The 16765-nt window shown below is 58.1% G+C and carries 11 protein-coding genes and 1 other RNA gene; 4 read left to right on the forward strand and 8 right to left on the reverse strand.

The genetic code is table 11. The features are described 5' to 3' along the window. Window positions 1–9: 9 nt before the first annotated feature. The 4 genes from ACYCFC_RS01025 to ACYCFC_RS01040 all read left to right on the forward strand — a co-directional run bounded on the left by ACYCFC_RS01025 (window position 10) and on the right by ACYCFC_RS01040 (window position 4713). Complete coding sequence (locus ACYCFC_RS01025; RefSeq protein WP_256050241.1) at window positions 10–1500, forward strand: flavin monoamine oxidase family protein; 1491 nt, start codon at window positions 10–12, stop codon at window positions 1498–1500. Beyond that, window positions 1493–2926 (forward strand): aldehyde dehydrogenase family protein, encoded by a 1434-nt coding sequence (locus ACYCFC_RS01030; RefSeq protein ID WP_064613884.1) that lies wholly within the window; start codon window positions 1493–1495, stop codon window positions 2924–2926. Before ACYCFC_RS01025 ends, ACYCFC_RS01030 begins: the two co-directional genes overlap by 8 nt. Before the next feature lie 223 nt (window positions 2927–3149). Then, window positions 3150–3536 carry a nuclear transport factor 2 family protein gene (locus tag ACYCFC_RS01035; protein WP_064613883.1) on the forward strand — a complete coding sequence of 129 codons (387 nt, stop codon included), beginning with the start codon at window positions 3150–3152 and terminating at the stop codon, window positions 3534–3536. 550 nt (window positions 3537–4086) lie between these two features. Beyond that, entirely contained in the window at window positions 4087–4713 is a 627-nt protein-coding gene (locus tag ACYCFC_RS01040) for a flavin reductase family protein (RefSeq protein WP_256050240.1), read from the forward strand. 1273 nt (window positions 4714–5986) lie between these two features. On the opposite strand, the gene ACYCFC_RS01045 is transcribed toward ACYCFC_RS01040, so the two are convergent. The 8 genes from ACYCFC_RS01045 to ACYCFC_RS01080 all read right to left on the reverse strand — a co-directional run bounded on the left by ACYCFC_RS01045 (window position 5987) and on the right by ACYCFC_RS01080 (window position 16715). Continuing rightward, window positions 5987–7246: a site-specific integrase gene (locus ACYCFC_RS01045; RefSeq protein ID WP_256050239.1), complete on the reverse strand. Its 1260-nt coding sequence runs from the start codon at window positions 7244–7246 to the stop codon at window positions 5987–5989. Window positions 7247–7411: 165 nt separating this feature from the next. Further along, window positions 7412–9853 (reverse strand): site-specific integrase, encoded by a 2442-nt coding sequence (locus ACYCFC_RS01050; RefSeq protein WP_256050238.1) that lies wholly within the window; start codon window positions 9851–9853, stop codon window positions 7412–7414. Between the two features lie 98 nt (window positions 9854–9951). After that, window positions 9952–10330: a transfer-messenger RNA gene (ssrA, locus tag ACYCFC_RS01055) on the reverse strand. A gap of 138 nt (window positions 10331–10468) precedes the next feature. After that, on the reverse strand, window positions 10469–10777 hold the full coding sequence (locus ACYCFC_RS01060) for a hypothetical protein (RefSeq protein ID WP_181086279.1): 309 nt from the start codon (window positions 10775–10777) through the stop codon (window positions 10469–10471). A gap of 163 nt (window positions 10778–10940) precedes the next feature. Beyond that, complete coding sequence (locus tag ACYCFC_RS01065) at window positions 10941–13790, reverse strand: FAD-binding and (Fe-S)-binding domain-containing protein (protein WP_459652880.1); 2850 nt, start codon at window positions 13788–13790, stop codon at window positions 10941–10943. Continuing rightward, window positions 13787–14458 carry a LutC/YkgG family protein gene (locus ACYCFC_RS01070; RefSeq protein ID WP_459652881.1) on the reverse strand — a complete coding sequence of 224 codons (672 nt, stop codon included), beginning with the start codon at window positions 14456–14458 and terminating at the stop codon, window positions 13787–13789. Before ACYCFC_RS01070 ends, ACYCFC_RS01065 begins: the two co-directional genes overlap by 4 nt. Beyond that, complete coding sequence (locus ACYCFC_RS01075) at window positions 14455–15897, reverse strand: LutB/LldF family L-lactate oxidation iron-sulfur protein (protein ID WP_459652882.1); 1443 nt, start codon at window positions 15895–15897, stop codon at window positions 14455–14457. The genes ACYCFC_RS01070 and ACYCFC_RS01075 overlap by 4 nt, the downstream gene beginning before the upstream one ends. Next, a complete protein-coding gene (locus ACYCFC_RS01080) occupies window positions 15894–16715 on the reverse strand; it encodes a (Fe-S)-binding protein (protein ID WP_459652883.1) in 822 nt (273 codons plus the stop codon). Before ACYCFC_RS01080 ends, ACYCFC_RS01075 begins: the two co-directional genes overlap by 4 nt. Between the last annotated feature and the right edge of the window lie 50 nt (window positions 16716–16765).

The raw sequence follows: 16765 nt of genomic DNA on the forward strand, positions 1-16765 counted from the left end.
AAAGATAACATGGCTAACGATAAGGGTGATATAAGCAAGGACGGTGTATCGCGACGCAAATTTCTTGGCGGTGCCGTTATTGGTGCTGCTGCTGCAGGCGTTGGCTCTCAGATCCTATCACTGTCCGCTACGGCACAGGGGGCGGATAAAGAAAGAGTTGGTCCGCTGCAAAGCAACGTAGATTACGATGCCGTCGTGATCGGAGGTGGGTTTGCGGGGGTAACGGCTGCAAGGGAGTTGAGCCGATCCGGCTTGAAAACATTAGTGCTTGAGGGCCGGAGTCGCCTAGGTGGCCGCACGTTTACGTCTAAGCTCGATGGTGAGAAGGTGGAGCTTGGAGGTACTTGGGTACACTGGACCCAGCCTAATGTGTGGACTGAGGTCATGCATTATGGATTAGAAATCGAGGAAACCGTCGGTCTCGCTAGTCCTGAAACTGTTATTTGGGTTACTGATAATCAGGTGAAGCGAGCGCCGGCGGCAGAGGCGTTCGAAATATTTGGCGCCGCTTGTACTGAATATTACAAAGAAGCGCACAACATCTACCCACGTCCCTTCGATCCTTTCTTTGCAAAAAAAGCGCTCCAGGAGATGGATGGGTTGTCAGCTTCTGAGTACTTAAATAAACTGTCCCTAACCCGCGAGCAAAAAGACATGATGGATTCATGGCTTAGCGGTAATGGACATAACTACCCAGAGACGATCGCTTATAGCGAGATTATGCGCTGGTTTGCACTCAGCAACTTCAACATGCCCACTATGTTCGACTCAATTGCCAGATATAAAATTAAATCAGGTACCGTGAGTCTTCTGGAGGCCATGGTTGCTGAAAGTGATATGGAAATTCAGCTTTCAACGCCTGTGCTAAAAGTTAAGCAAGACAGTCATAGGGTACTTATCACCACTGAAGAGGGCACAATTGCGGCATCGGCAGTTGTCATGGCAGTGCCTTTAAACACGATGGGTGACGTTGAGTACAGTCCGCGTCTCTCTGATGCAAAGTCAGAAATTGCCTCCCAAGGCCATGCGGGTAAGGGTGTTAAGGGTTACATTCGTATAAAGCAAGATGTAGGTAACGTAATGACCTATGCGCCCGCTAGAAACGATGTAACGCCTTTCACTTCGGTGTTTACGGACCACGTCGGTGAGAACGGTACATTGCTTATCGCTTTTTCCGCCGATCCGAAACTGGTCGACATTAATGATAGCAAAGCGGTCGAAAAGGCCCTGCAACCCCTTCTCCCAGGCGTGGAGGTCACGTCCAGCTATGGCTACGATTGGAATCTCGATCCATTCTCTAAGGGCACTTGGTGCACTTATCGACCGGGTCAGACAACTCGCTATTTAACCGAGTTGCAGAAGCGCGAAGGACGACTCTTCTTCGCTGGTTCCGACATGGCAAACGGCTGGCGTGGTTTTATAGACGGCGCGATAGAGAGCGGTCGGGAGGTTGGGTATCAGGTTGCTAGCTATCTCAAGGGAAAAAATGGCAATGCGTGATTACCGAGAGTTTTATATAGACGGGCAATGGGTGATGCCGAAAGGCGCTCGTGAAGCCGAAGTCATAAATCCTGCGAATGAAGAGATTGTCGGGGTCATCTCGCTGGGCACCGAGGAGCACGTTGATCTGGCAGTGCAGGCTGCGCGGCAAGCTTTCGACGGCTGGTCCCGTACAACCAGAGATCAGCGTCTTGATCTGCTAGACCAGGTATGCCGAGCATTTGAGTCCAAACTTGATGAGATCGCCAAGGCTATCACTGAGGAAATGGGTGCTCCGCTGGCCCAGCTATCCCGTCCGCTACAGGCGCCGGCCGGTCTGGGGCACTTCCTCACGGCAACTTCCATATTGCGCGATTATGATTTTGAGGAGTCCCTCGGAACGACTCGTGTGATACGGGAACCAGCTGGCGTTTGTGGTTTGATAACACCTTGGAATTGGCCATTGAACCAAATCGCTGCGAAAGTGGCGCCCGCGTTGGCGGCCGGATGCACGATGGTATTGAAGCCAAGTGAGATCGCTCCGTTTTCTGCTTATTTGCTTGCTAAAATCTTCGATGAAGTTGGAGTTCCGCCTGGGGTGTTCAACCTAATCAATGGCGACGGCCCTGGCGTGGGCGCTCCCCTAGCTGCCCATCCAGACGTGGACCTGGTTTCCTTCACCGGCTCCACCCGAGCAGGTACCCTCGTTTCGATAGCTGCGGCACCGACTGTTAAGCGTGTCGCCCTCGAATTGGGTGGTAAATCCGCCAACATTATCTTAGATGACGCTGATTTGGAGACTGCAGTTAAGCACGGTGTGAGCACAATGATGCTTAACACCGGGCAGAGCTGTAACGCTCCATCTCGTATGTTGGTTCCGCTTTCGAGGATAGATGAGGTCGAACGATTAGCCGAACAGTTCTGCAAGGAAATCATGGTCGGTGATCCGATGAATGCGGATACCAACTTGGGGCCTCTGGCTAGCGCAATGCAGTATGAAAAAGTGCAGGAATGTATTCGGCAGGGCGTGGCCGAAGGAGCCAAGTTGATTTGTGGGGGCTTGGGACGTCCAGAGGGGATCGAGTCTGGCTTTTTTGCGCAGCCCACTATTTTCAGTGCGGTTAACAATCAGATGCAGATCGCTAAAGAAGAGATCTTTGGGCCCGTCTTATGCATCATGCCTTACCGCGATGATGATGAGGCGATCAAGATAGCTAATGACAGCTGCTACGGGCTTTCTGGCTATGTTAGTTCCGGAAGCCTGGAGCGCGCTCGGAAGGTCGCTAAACAACTACGCACCGGCGCCGTACATCTCAATGGGGCGGCACTCGACTTCACCGCACCGTTTGGCGGTTATAAGCAGTCTGGTAATGGCCGAGAGTGGGGGAAGTACGGTTTTGAGGAGTTCCTTGAGATAAAGGCAGTGATGGGTTATGAGGGGTCGTAGAAATCATCTTTACAGGCTTTCCTTATCGAGCGTCACCCAGGGTTATTCGCCCCTCTGTTCCGTCTCGGCTAGCGCTTGGCTACATGGTTGATAATAGATTGTCGCCTAACAACAGATAGATTATAGCTCAAGTTTGCGCACTTTATTAACTAGGGTTAAATCAGCTCCGTTGCTTTTGGGTTGATTTCGGCACGATGAATCCACACACCAAGAGGAAAACGTAATGTCATCTGAAAAGCGAAACTTAGAGCAAGCGACTTCTAGGTTTGTTGATGCGAACAACAAAGCTGATTTGGACGCAGCCATGAATTTTTTTACCGATGATGCGGTTTTCGAAGATATCTATGGTGGGCGCCACTCTGGGGTTACGGCTATCCGCAATGCGCTCCAACCATTTTTTGATGGAACATTTGGCAGGGTGCAATACGTTGGCGAAGACCTATTCATTGACGAACAAGCAGGTAAAGTAATGGTTAGTTGGCGCTGCAACCTTGAATTAGGCGGCAAGCCAGCGTATCTCCGGGGTTTGGATCTGCTTCATTTTAACAACGGTAAACTTGTTGCGAAGCTGGCTTACGGGAAGGCCAGCGAAGCTCTGTTCGAGCATTAATTCGGGCAGGCTTGCCCTGAGCCTATCGTGGCCCTCGCTAACTATCGATACTCTTGGCTACGGTATATGCTCAAGTGTTTGCGCCGTCTTAGCATTGGCGTCTGTTAATCTTGGACACTCGTCGGCTCCGCTGATGATACCCATAATGAGTCATGCTACTCCGTAGCAACAGGAGGATGTGTTTCGCCCCCAGTAGCCTGATACTCGACAACATAACAACCAAAGCCGCTTCGAGCTTAAGCGCATCCCCGCTCGCGCGCTACTGATGAGTCTGCTAGCGATTGAACAGACTAGGCATGGCTACCGCGACGGAAATGTGCTGCCTAGTTGCATCGTCTGTAACAGAAGCCTCGATGGCTTGTACTGTAGCGGTTCGGTTTGCCTGCCCCTTACCCACTAGGCGTGTCCCTGCGCGCCGTGGTGGGAGAATAGCAACACCAGCAAACCGGCTGTCGGGGGGATACGCCGACGGATTGTTTAGTTGACGATTTGCTCGAAATCCCTAGTTGCGAGGGCAGGCGAGCCTGGCGAAACCGGAACTGGAGGCTAAATGCAGGATGAAATGTACTACTACGAGCCTGCCCGGGGCCATGGTCTGCGTCATGATCCGTTCAGTGCTATTGTGGGGCCGCGGCCCATAGGATGGATCTCATCGAAAGATGACGAAGGGCGGCTTAACCTGGCCCCCTATAGCTTTTTCAATGCATTCAATTACGTCCCGCCGATTATTGGCTTTTCAAGCATTGGACGTAAGGACAGCCTCGCGAACATCGAAGAAACTGGCGAGTTCGCTTGGAATTTGGCGACCCGTCCGCTGGCGGAGGCCATGAATCAGAGCTGCGTAGCCGTGGCGCCCGATGTTGACGAGTTCGTTCTAAGCGGGCTCACACCAACGTCCTCCCGACTGATTTCAGCGCCCCGGGTGCTGGAAAGCCCTGTTTCTTTCGAATGTCGGGTTTGCCAAATCGTACAGCTGCAGCGAGCAGATAACGTATTAGTGCAAAGCTGGCTGGTCCTTGGCGAGGTAATTGGCGTACACATTGAGCAATCTTTGTTAAAGGATGGCATTTATGACACCGTGGCGGCCGAGCCCATCCTGCGCGGCGGCGGCTCGGCGGATTACTTCCAGCTAGGGCCAGAAACCTTGTTCAAGATGCGGCGACCTAAGATCGGTTAGTGCAAGCAATGCTATGCAATCCAGAGCGGAGCAGGCCGGTTCTACCAGGCAGTGCTGTGCTGCTTGCTTCTACTTTTTTGTTCCTAGCGGTGAGAAGTGTAGTGGTCAACTAATCCCGGACATTGCAGCTCGCCGAACTGGCCGAGCGCAGGCTTGCGGCGTACACCGGAGTTCCTGTGGTATTGAAGCATGAAGACTTTGCGACCTGTGGGCGTTACCTCTACCGCTTGGGCACGGAGGGAGAAAACTAAGGACCGACCGATTTCGCGAGTAATCCAGTCATCGAGAGGCTGGTACAGGGATGGCGCTGCGGAGTGTTTGTCAGTCAGAGAGGTGTGTACTTTCCTGACATATGAAGTGGTGGGTTCGCAGAATGGGAGGTGACCAAGCGGCGGCCGTTGCATAGAAACGTCGCGCATCCCGCAGAGGAAGCGGACGTGAGCAGGCTTCTTCCGCTTTGCCAGAGGTAGCCATGCATAGCATCGAAATTAGAGCTAGCCATTTACCTGCGGCAAATGAAGAAAGCTGCCTTTTTTGACAACAATGGCAGCCGCTTCGCGAAGGCAGTTGATCATTTTGGTCTTATTGCTCGGTCTCGCTCCACATTCGTTTCGCTTACCTGCAAACGCCCAAAATGCTCAACTGCCCCATACTTGAAGGTTTCAAGTATGGGGCGCGGGGGCATACTTGAAGGAACGCTTCGCTGCTTCAAGTATGCCCCCGCAATTTTGTTGTCAAATCATAGCCGCCAGGCGTTGCCTGGCCGAAATGGCGATTGTGCACAGACGTGAGCTGTGGCATTCGCGGGCGCTGCCGCCCCGGCCTCAATCATAAGCCCGATCACCGCGGCACACTTGTCTTACGACCGCCATGTCACATGACTCGAGTGCTGCAGTCTCGCCTTGTCACTCGTAGGGCTTGCGGCAGCTAGTGAGTGTCGATGATGCGGCGGGTGACCATGCCGCGTGTCTGTCGCAGAGAGGTATGACGCGGTGTCCGGTCTGATGCCAAAGGGGCCATGCTTCAAGTGCTATTTGTGTGGCAGCAGCCGACTGTCACGGAATTCGCGTCGCAGCGGGTGCAAATTCTTCGGTGGAAGAGCGCTCAGCGATTGGGTGTTCCAACGGTCGCCGCAAGTGATACCCGCAGTCGCGTAAATATACGGTTTCTTTCCTGTTGTGTTCAGAACCAAAAAGGCCGCAGATTAGCTGCGGCCTTTTATTCATCCTGTCTCATAACCATCTCCAAGCGATGATCGTTCGCGCTCTATGCGTTAGTGAAGCTGCAGCTTACTTTTCCTCCCGCGCTTTCCGCGTCCCGCCTGGCTATGGAGCAGCATTTTAAAATGTTCCCAGCGAATCTCGTCGGTCTGGATGTTGTAAGTCAGGCCGCGCTCCATCTGCTCCAGCAGTCTCAAACTCAGCGGCTTTTCCAAGTAGTGGTCTGCTGTGACCTCCGGAGCGCTGCCTTCATGGCCAAGCAGATAGGCGATCGTGGACGGAGATATGCCTGACCGTTCCAGCCGGACGGCAAACGAACGACGGAGACTTTTAAAATTGAGCCCGCCATTAACGGCCGGCGGACAATGCTGACCGATGTATCCCGTTCCCGTACACGGCCCGCAGAAAAAACGACTCGGATCGCGGGAGTATAAGTGCTTCGGGTCAAAGCTCAGCTCGCCGAAAAGCAATGCATCGTTGCCATCGGTCTGACGTCGTTCCTCTACGAAATTTATAAAACCCATCTCCACAAGCTTCGTGCAGATCGGAATCTGCCGTGCCGATGTCCCCGTTTTCAGCGACTTGTTGTAGCCGTTATCGTTAATGTCGATAAGGTCTACGCCGTGGACATCCTGGATGACATCATGCACACGAAGCTGGCAGAGTTCATTGAGCCGCGCGCCGGTGTAGAGCCCGAGAGGAAGCAACCAGAACCGATACGGCTTGGCATCCTGGTAGACCTTGGGCAGTGTGCCCGCGAGGTACTTTTGGTAAGGCCAGCCGGAGAGCATCTGAATCAGGTTGCTATCTAGAAATGGCTTTGTGACCTCGGCCTTTTTTGTACTGCAAGTAGCAACCTTGATCGCATCGGTAATCAGCTTGCTCTCCAGCGCCTCGTCCAGCATGCGATTGAACAGCTGGTAATAGGTCATCAGGTTTGCGCCTTTACTTCCCGAAGCCGAGTTCTGCTTCAGTAACAATGGCAACTGATCCTTTAGACGCTGCACATCAGCTCGATCAAGCTCAGCGACTCGGCGTGTAGGGTTATCTCGGGTCAGGACGACCTTCAGCTTTTCCATTCGAGCCCGCAGCATATGCTCGGACTTTCCTGCGTAAGTGTTTTCTCGCAGGAAGCGGGACAGCGTAGTGTCCATGAACTCGGTAAGTAACGGTGAAGAGTGGAAGCGGTTTATCGCGTCCGTCACCGCGGAGATGTTCGCCAAGGCGATTCGCAAGTGCTCTTCATGGCCAGGCTCTACGATCAGACTCAGGCCCTTATAAAAAGGAATGGAGACAGGGGACGTTACATTCATATATACCTCACAGTGGGTGAGGCTTCAGATTATTACTGTATAAATGAACAGTCAAGGTAATCTATTGGAAGCTTAGCTTCGATAGCTTTTATTGACACTTTGTCAATAATTAAGGGATGTGTAAAAAGGGCGGGAGCAAGGCTCCCGCCTCTGTTTGGCTAGGCCTTATGCGTACGATTTCCAGTGGCGCTTAGGAGCTCGCACGTTCGGGAATGGCGTGCCAACCGGCCGCCCAACTTTGAAGTCACCTTGTGCTTTTTGTAGCTTCTGATAGTGCCGGTAATGGATATGATCCAAGCCAATGCCGAAATCGATTTTGTCGAGCTCGTCCTTGAGGACGCCTGCCGGATAGCAGTCGCCATAGCCGCCAGTTGTACTTTTATCAGCGTGACCCACGAGTGCTTTAGCTTTCGCGAGGTCGAGGTTCTGTCGGCGGAATTGGTTGATAAAAGTATGCCGTAGGCCGTGATACGTCAGGCCCTCCTCTCCGAGGCCGCAGAGCCCCAAGTAGCCATGACTGCTCTGGCTTGAGCCCAGGTACCAACGACTCGCAACGTGCCCAGGAGAAAGATCACCGTAGACACGGATATTTTCGAAAAGAGGAGCTTTCATATCCTGCTTAACTATGTCCAGGCGAGCCTGGTGATAGTCGAGGAAGCCTGTCTCGATCAGCTGCTTGTGAATGGGCACTAGCCGTTCAGAGTCGAACGTTTTGAGTTGCTTCGACCCTGTCCGATTGATGCTGATGATCCAAACGCCGAGCTCCTGCCGAATGTCTTCCAGCCGCAGCTGGCAGAGTTCGCTAAGCCGTGCGCCGGTATAGAGACCGAGCAGCGGAAGCCAAAACTTGTAGTCATCCAGACGCCAGCGCGGCGGCTTGGTTAACGTGTAGGCCGGGCCGTGAAGCAGCTTCTCGATTTGGCTTGGGCTATATGTGCGCTTCCTAGGCGCCTCGGCACCTTTCGTGCTGAACGCCAATCCGGCCGCGATGTTTTCGGTGATGTAACCTTGATCATGGGCGTAGGTGACAAGCGCCCTCGCCAATTCGAAAAACTTCTTCGCAGTGCGAGGGTTGATTGGCTCGAATTTACCGTCGCTAATGATCTTACTTAGCGGCTGGTTACGCATGGCACGGAGGCGATGCCGGTTCTTCGGATAGCTACGCAGATGATCGCGTAGCGTGTTGAATTCAGCGCGAGTCAGCGTCTCGACTTGCCGGTGCCCGCCAAGCAGCTCGCACAGGCCTTCCAGGCGGGCCTTTGCGGTAATGCGAGTCCGGGGGTTAGCCCAGGCTCCTTCACGAATTTGCCGTTCTTCGTATTCCTTTACTAAAGCTGCGAGGCTCAACCCTGCGTTTGGACTGCTCGTCGGCGAGACAATGCGTTCGTTGACCGACGGTTGCGTAAAGAGGGTTTCAAGCCTGGCTTTCTGCGAGTCGGGCAGAACGCTCCCGAGCGCATTCAGCAACGCGAGCGTGCCAGGATCCTGCGGCGGTGCCACAGCATCTGTCGGCGAGTTCAGCTCCGGAATCGTCTGCATAGGCTCGGTGGTTGCAGCAGAGCCCAACATCCGCCGAACGAGGTCACCGATCTCCTGCATCGCCTGGGCGTAAGGATCTTCGTGATCGTCTTCCTGAAAGTAACGCAACAGCACCTTATCAACCTTCTGCAGCGTATACGTCAGCATGAGGACCGCAATGATGATCGAGCTAGTGAGCAGCTCAATCCGAAAGCTTTTCTTTTCTCTCAGATGCGCTTTCATGCACAGCGGATCAAGTTCGATAAGCATCACATAAAGCCCCGATTCCTCCTGCACCAAGAGCGCTCGATCAATGATGCGGAGCTTCAGATGCATCGCGTTGGCTTGCTGAAGATGAAAATGCAAAGCTTGTCGAGATTGCGGTAGTGCTGGGGGAATGTGCATGAGATTCCGACCCTGGTCTGGGCGGGCATGGCACAAGTATTCATAAAGCGTCATCGCTGCAAATGCAGGAGATTCTTTCGAATAGCGCCCTGGAGAGGGTGGAACGTTCTCGAGTACATCAAGGGCGGCGTAAATGTACCGGGCAGCGTCGCTCGCCACGTTCTGGTTGCTGGTTCCGAGCGGCCAGTCAAAGCGTACGAACCCGACCCCAAGCGCTTTTACCAGTGCGGGTGTTGGTGTGAGTGCGAAGAAAATTTCGCCCCCTGGCTCGTGGCTATAGAGCACTACACGCTCGGCACTCTCTTTCATCATGCGAGCGTGGGCGACCGAAAGGTCTTGGTTCGCGAGCTTCATTGGCGACGGGCGGACTTTCCAAACTCGGTCGGCGAATTTGAGTGCCTCGGCTACCGCCAAGTGAAACCTTTGGAGGTCAGCCAGCAGGCGGTCAGAAAAGAGCTCAACGTAGTGCTCGGTCGCCTTGGCAAGGAACTGCTCGAAAGCCGTGTTCAGATACCTCGCAAGGTCGCGGGCAAGTGCTTCGTCGTGGCTGAGCGACCACCGGATTTGCGCAGGCAGTTTCGGGTTGGCCGCGAAGTGCTTCGGGAATGTGAGGTAGTACTGAAAGCCAGTGTTGGCTTGATAGACCAGGTGAGGGACACCTGTTTTGCTTTGACGCTTGGACATGATGGCATACCTTTTGGATTCACAGACGGACTGTGAGTAATCCAATGCCATCAAATCTGGTCTGAAACCCGCATTCTAGACGGGTTTCAGTGTTGAAATGGTGGAGCCGGGGGGATTTGAACCCCCGTCCGCCAGTTCTCCGCTGTCGGTACTACATGCTTAGCCAGATCTACTGAGTTAACTCCGCGCCGCCCGATTGGCAGGGTGCTTGGAGCGAGCTGTATGAGTTTTAACCGTTACGTCTACAGCGAACTTGGCGGCGATCCTGTTCTGTCTGACAGTCATTTTGGGTTTACAGGCATCCCCTCATGACCGCTGGCGCCGAAGCGACCAGATGAAGGTTAGGCGGCTAGCGCGTACCCTTCGTAGTTGTCGTCGTTGGCAACTATAAGTTTGCAACAGTGGATTTACGAGTTCTGTTACCAACTCGGCATGCACCTAGAGTTTCGTTACCGGCGTCGAATCCTAATCGGCCCCATGAAGCGGTTTTCAGCTTCATGTGCTGTGCAGTCTACGCCAAAGCGGAGGCTGCGTCGAATCATAGATAAGTCCGCCCTGTCGGATTTCAAGGGCTGGCTGTGAAACGGGCAGGGTGGCCTGCCCGTATTGGATGGATCAGTTGCCTGAGCCCGATCCACTTCCGCTGCTGCCGCCACTGCCGGAGCTGCCCGGACCCTTGAGCTCTTGCAATGCCTTGGTCGAGTGGGCGATGCAGGCTTCGGTGTCGCCTGCCTGTTGCGCCTGCCGGGCCTGTTCGAGAAGTTCCTCGACCTGACTCTTGGCGGGCTCGCCGAGTGTGGTCATGGTGGTAGCCATGTTGTCGTCGATTTCCTGCATGTTGATTTCGCAGAGGTCCTTGTCGGCAGCGAAAGCGGCGGGGCTGGCGAGCAGGGCGGCTGCGGCGTATAGGGCGAATCGTTTCATGAGCGTCCTCCAGGGTTGTCTTCCCGGCGGGCCTGCCTGAGTCAGTCTATGGTGGCAGCGCCGAGGCGAAGTGGAGCCCTCGGACTGCTGGGCTCTGAATTTCGGACTGCGGCTGTGCTCAAGCGTTTCATTTTTATGATGGACGTCCTTGTCCCTCGGGTGTTCAGGCGGGTGCGGTGACCTTGCTGCGAGTCACCCGGTCGACCAGATAGACCAGGCCGTGATAGTCGATGCCACCATGCTGCGACAGACCGATCTCGCAGGTGCGGCTGGTGGAGATGCCTTCCTCGCAGACCTGCACCGCGTCCTTCAGGCTGCGCAGGGCGTGGGCGTTCAGCTCCGGCGTGGTGAAGCCCTTGTCGCCGGCGAAACCGCAGCAGTGGATGCCTTCGGGAATCACCACCTCCTTCGCGCAACGCCGGGCGATGTCGATCAGCGCCTGCGCCTCGCCCAGGTGCTGGGTACTGCAGGTGACGTGCACGGCGATGGGCGCCTCCTGTGGGATGAAGACCAGCTTGTCCAGCAGATGGGTGCGGATGAAGCGCACCGGGTCGTAGAAGTCCAGACGCTGGTCAGTCAGGCCTTGGACCATGCGCAGGGTACAGGGGCTGGTATCGCAGTAAATCGGGTCGAGCCCGCCACGGCTGGCCTTGAGCAAAGTATCGAGGGCTTCCTGGCGCTTGCGCTCGGCCTGTTCGGCGTAGCCTTTGGAGGCGAAGGGCTGGCCGCAGCAGAGATCGTTGAGGTTGTCCGGGAAGATCACCTGGTAGCCGGCTTTTTCCAGCAGCGAACGGGTGGTATCGAGCAGCGGCTGCTGCTCCTGGTCGCGCGCCGCCGGCCCCATGGCGCGAGAGACGCAGGCGGCCAGGTAGACCACGCGCGGACGCTCGTCCTGCGCTGCCGGCTTGGGTAGGTGCAGGCGTTGCAGCGGCTGCGGCATGGCCGGTGTCCACTGCGGCACACGGCCCTTGCTGAGCCTGGAGAACGCCGCCGAGGTCTTGCCGAGGGCCTTGCTGCCCATGATCAGGTGCGCGCCATTGGCCACGTGCAGCATGAAGCGCGTGCCCTGCACGGCGGTGGCGAAGTGGTCGGCCAGCCAGTTGGCGGTGCCGGTCTTGTTGGCTTCCTTGCCGCGCAGTTTGCGCACCAGGTCGCCGGTGTTGATGCCCACCGGGCAGCGCTGGGCGCAGAGGCCGGTGGCCGCGCAGGTTTCCACGCCGTGATAGTGATAGAGCCGCTCGATCTCGGTGGTATCGACGCCGGCGCGTTTTCTGGCCTGGATGTCGCGCCAGATGACGATGCGCTGGCGCGGCGTCAGGGTCAGGCCGTTGGAGGGGCAGACCGGCTCGCAGAAGCCGCACTCGATGCACTTGTCGACGATCTCGTCGGCGGCGGGCATCGGCTTGAGATTCTTCAGGTGGATCTGCGGGTCTTCGGAGAGCACCACGTCCGGGTTGAGGATGCCGGTGGGGTCGAGCAGGCGCTTGATCTTCCACATCAGCGCGTAGGCTTCGCTGCCCCATTCCAGCTCGACGAAGGGCGCCATGTTGCGCCCGGTGCCGTGCTCGGCCTTCAGGGCGCCACCGAACTCCACGGCCACCAGCTGGGTGACGTCGTGCATGAAGGCTTCGTAACGGGCGACCTGGGCCGGGTCGTCGAAGCCCTGAGTGAAGACGAAGTGCAGGTTGCCTTCCAGCGCGTGGCCGAACAGGATCGCCTCGCTGTAGGCGTGCGTCTCGAACAGCTGGATCAGGCGGTTGACGCCCTCGGCCAGGCGTTCGATGGGAAAGGTGACGTCCTCGATGATCACCGTGGTGCCGGTCTGGCGCACGGCGCCGACGGCGGGGAAGGTGTCCTTGCGGATGCGCCAGAGCTGGTTGTAGACGACCGGGTCTTCGCTGAAGTCGACCTGCTTCTCCACCGGGAAGTGGGCGATGGACGCCATGATCAGGTTGATCTGCTCGTGCAGCAGCGACTGGGTCGCCGCGCGGGACTCGATCAGCAGCGCGCAGGCATTGGCGGAGAGCGCCTTGACCCACTCCGGCAGGCCTTGCATGTTCTCCACCGAGCGCATGCTGCGCCGGTCCAGCAGTTCCACCGCCGAGACCGGCTGCTGCTTGAGCACCGGCACGGCCAGGCAGCAGCTTTCCACGCCGGGGAAGACGATCAGCGCGCTGGCCTTGTGCGGGTGATCGGGCACGGTGTCGTAGGTCACCGCGCTGATAAAGCCCAACGTACCTTCCGAACCGACCATCAGGTGGTTGAGGATGTCCAGCGGCTCGTCGTAGTCGACCAGGGCGTTGAGCGAGAAGCCGGTGGTGTTCTTCAGCCGGTACTTGTGGCGAATCCTCGCCGCCAGCTCGCTGTTGGCGCGGGTCTGCCGGCTCAGTTCGGCCAGCTCGTCGAGCAGCGCGGCGTGGCTCTGGCGGAAGGCGCTGACGCTGGCGGCATCCTCGCTGTCGACCAGGGTGCCGTCGGCCAGCACGATGCGCAGGCCGGCGAGGGTCTTGTAGCTGTTCTGCGCGGTGCCGCAGCACATGCCGCTGGAGTTGTTGGCGACGATGCCGCCGATCTTCGCCGCGTTGATCGAGGCCGGGTCGGGGCCGATCTTGCGCCCCAGCGGCGCCAGCACGGCGTTGGCATTGGCGCCGATCACGCCCGGCTGCAGGCGGATCTGCGCGCCGCCGTGGCGAATCTCGCGGCCGTTCCAGTTGTCGCCGAGCACGATCAGCACCGAGTCGGAAATCGCCTGGCCGGACAGGCTGGTGCCGGCGGCGCGGAAGGTTACCGGTACGTTTTCGGCGTGGGCCAGCTTGAGCAGCTGGACCACTTCGGTCTCGGACTCGACGCGCACCACCAGCTTGGGGATCAGCCGGTAGAAGCTGGCGTCGGTGCCGAAGGCCAGGGTCGAGAGCGGGTCGTCGAAGCGGCGCTCGGCTGGGATCAGCCGTTCGATCGCCGCGAGGAAAGCTGCCGGCAACGGCGCGCGTTCGAGCGATATGGCGGCGTTCATGCGTCCTCCAGGATCATCACGATCAGATCCTTCGGTCCGTGGGCACCGTAGGCCAGCACCTGCTCGATGTCGGCGGTCTTCGAGGGGCCGGATACCAGCAACGCGTTGGTCGGCATGCCGGCGGCCCACTGGAACTTCTGCTGGATCTCGTAGAAGTTGTCGTGGATTTCGCTGGCCTTGAGGATGGCAAAATGCACCGGCGGCACCAGGCTCATCAGGCGCGGCTCTTCGCGGGTCGGCCACATGATCAGGCTGCCGGTGGAGGCGATGGCGCCGAGGGTGCCGGTGAGGCTGGCCGGCGTGTCGTTGAACAGTTCGTCCTTCCATTCCTCGACGGGGCGGTCGTAGGCCTTGAGCGTCGGTAACCCTTCGCGACCGGCGCAATGCTCGGCGAAACGCTGGCCGTAAGGCGTGGTCGGGGCGATCAGCAGGCTGGGCAGCTGGCGGTCGTGCAGGAGCTGCTCCAGCAGGGCGGGCCAGGCGGCGTCGCTGGTCAGGTGGATCTCGGTGTGCACCGCTTCCATCAGCTGGCGTAGACGGGCGAGACGCTGCTCCAGAGGATAGCTCCAGGGCTGGGTCACCAGCGACTCGTCGTAGTCATCGATCACCGGGGTGGTGCCTTCCAGGCTCTTCTTCAGCTTGGCGAGGATATTGGCCTTGGCGCTCATCGCTTGCCCTCCAGGTGGTCTTTCGCCAACTCGTGCAGCGAGCGGGCAGCCGGTTTCGGTGCGCTGTGGTTCTGCGTCCAGGGGCCGACGTTCGATGGCGTCAGGCTGCGCAGACGGGTGGCGAAGAAGCTGAAGGCCCGGTACAGCGCAGGGCTGGTGTTGAGCAGGCGCCAGCCGCTCCAGATCATCCGTTCCTTCTTCGAATACTTGCTGCCCTGGCCGCGCATGACCCTGTGCGGATCGTCCGGCGCCTTGACGTTTTCCTCGCGCAGGCGGCGCAAGAGCGACGGGATCGGGATCTTCACCGGGCAGACTTCGCCACAAGCGCCGCACAGCGATGAGGCGCTGGGGTGATCCGGCACTTTGTGCAGGCCGACCATGTGCGGGGTGATGATCTTGCCGATCGGGCCGGGGTAGACCTCGCCGTAGGTGTGGCCGCCGACGCGGGTGTACACCGGGCAATGGTTCATGCAGGCGCCGCAGCGGATGCAGTTGAGCGTCTGGCGCAGCTCGCTGTCGGCGAAGGCCTGGCTGCGACCGTTGTCCAGCAGGATCAGGTGCACTTCCTGCGGGCCGTCCAGCTCATGCGCCTTGCGCGGGCCGGAGATCATGTTGACGTAGGTGGTGATCGGCTGGCCCAGCGCCGAGCGCGTCAGCAAGGAGAGCAGCGGCACCACGTCGCGCAGGTTCTCCACCACCTTCTCGATGCCGGTCACGGCGATATGCACCGGCGGCACCGTGGTCGACATGCGCCCGTTGCCCTCGTTCTCCACCAGCAGCAGGGTGCCGGTCTCGGCCACCGCGAAGTTAACGCCGGAGACGCCGATATCGGCCTCGAAGAACTTCTGCCGCAGAGTGCGGCGACCGATCTGGATGAGCTGGTCGACATCCTTGGTGTATTCCACGCCGAGCTTGTCGGTGAACAGGGAGGCGACCTGGCCGGCGTTCTTGTGGATGGCCGGCATGATGATGTGCGAGGGCTTTTCGTTATCGAGCTGGACGATGTACTCGCCCATGTCCGATTCCAGGCTCTCGATGCCGTGGCCTTCGAGGAAATGGTTCATCTCCATTTCTTCGCTGACCATGGATTTGCCCTTGATCACCTGCTTCGCCTGACGCACCTGGGCGATCTGCAGCACGATCTGGTTGGCTTCTTCCACCGTTTCGGCCCAGTGCACCTTGACGCCGTTGCGGGTCAGGTTGGCTTCCAGGCGTTCCAGCAGTTCCGGCAGCTTGGACAGGGCGCGAGCGCGGATATGGTTGCCCATCTCACGCAGGCGCTCGCGTTCGTCGGCATCGCTGAAGGAGGCGGCGCGCTTGGTCATCAGCGAATCCATCGCCGTGCGGAAGTTGCGCCGCAGCTGATCGTCGCCCAAGGCGTTGTGGGCGCGGCCCTTGAAGTCCAGCTCGATTGCGGGAATCCGTTGCGGAGCGTTCATCGGGCACCTCCCGTGCGTTGCCAGAGGAAGGACGCCAGATGCTGGCCGCGAAGTGCTTCGCGCTGTTTTTCCAGCGAACCGTTGATGTTCATCAGGCAGCCGCAGTCGGCGCTGACTACCTGGTGGGCGCCGGATTCCTTCAGCGCGCGGGTCTTGTCCAGCACCATGGCGCCGGAGATGTCCGGCATGCGCACCGAGAAGGTGCCGCCGAAGCCGCAGCATTCGCTCTCGTGGTCGTGCTCGACGCGCTCGACATTGCCCAACTGAGCCAGCAGTTCGCGCACGTGCAGGTGCGTATTCATCTCGCGCCGCGCGGAACAGGAGGTATGCAGGGCGACCTTGACCTGAGTGCCCTGGTCGCGGAGCTCGGCCTTGCAGACATAAAGCAGGAACTCGGCCAGCTCGAAGGTGCGCTCGGCCAGCGCCTGGGCCTTCTTCAGGCTTTCCGGCTCGTCCTTGAACAGTTCCAGATAATGGTGGCGCAGCATGCCGGCGCAGGAACCCGAGGGCACCACCACCGGCCAGTCGTTGGCGAACAGCGCCAGTTGTGCACGGGCCACCTTGCGCGCTTCGTCGGTGTAACCGGTGGTGTAGGCCGGCTGGCCGCAGCAGGTCTGCCCTTGCGGGAAATGCACGGTCAGGCCTTCGCGTTCCAGCAGCTGTATGGCATCCAGACCGGCCTCGGGATAGAACAGGTCCACCACGCAGGTGCCGAACAGGTAGACCTGGCTCGGCTTGGCGGGGTACAGGCGTGGTTTCGGCAGCGGTGGCGCAACGCGGGTAGCGTTGGGCGCGGCGTCGTAGAAGAGTTCGCTCATCGGCTTGGTCTCCGGGTGGGCCCGGTTATCCGCTATACGCGGTTTCTGGA

It is taken from the genome of Stutzerimonas sp. NM35 (assembly GCF_054604355.1).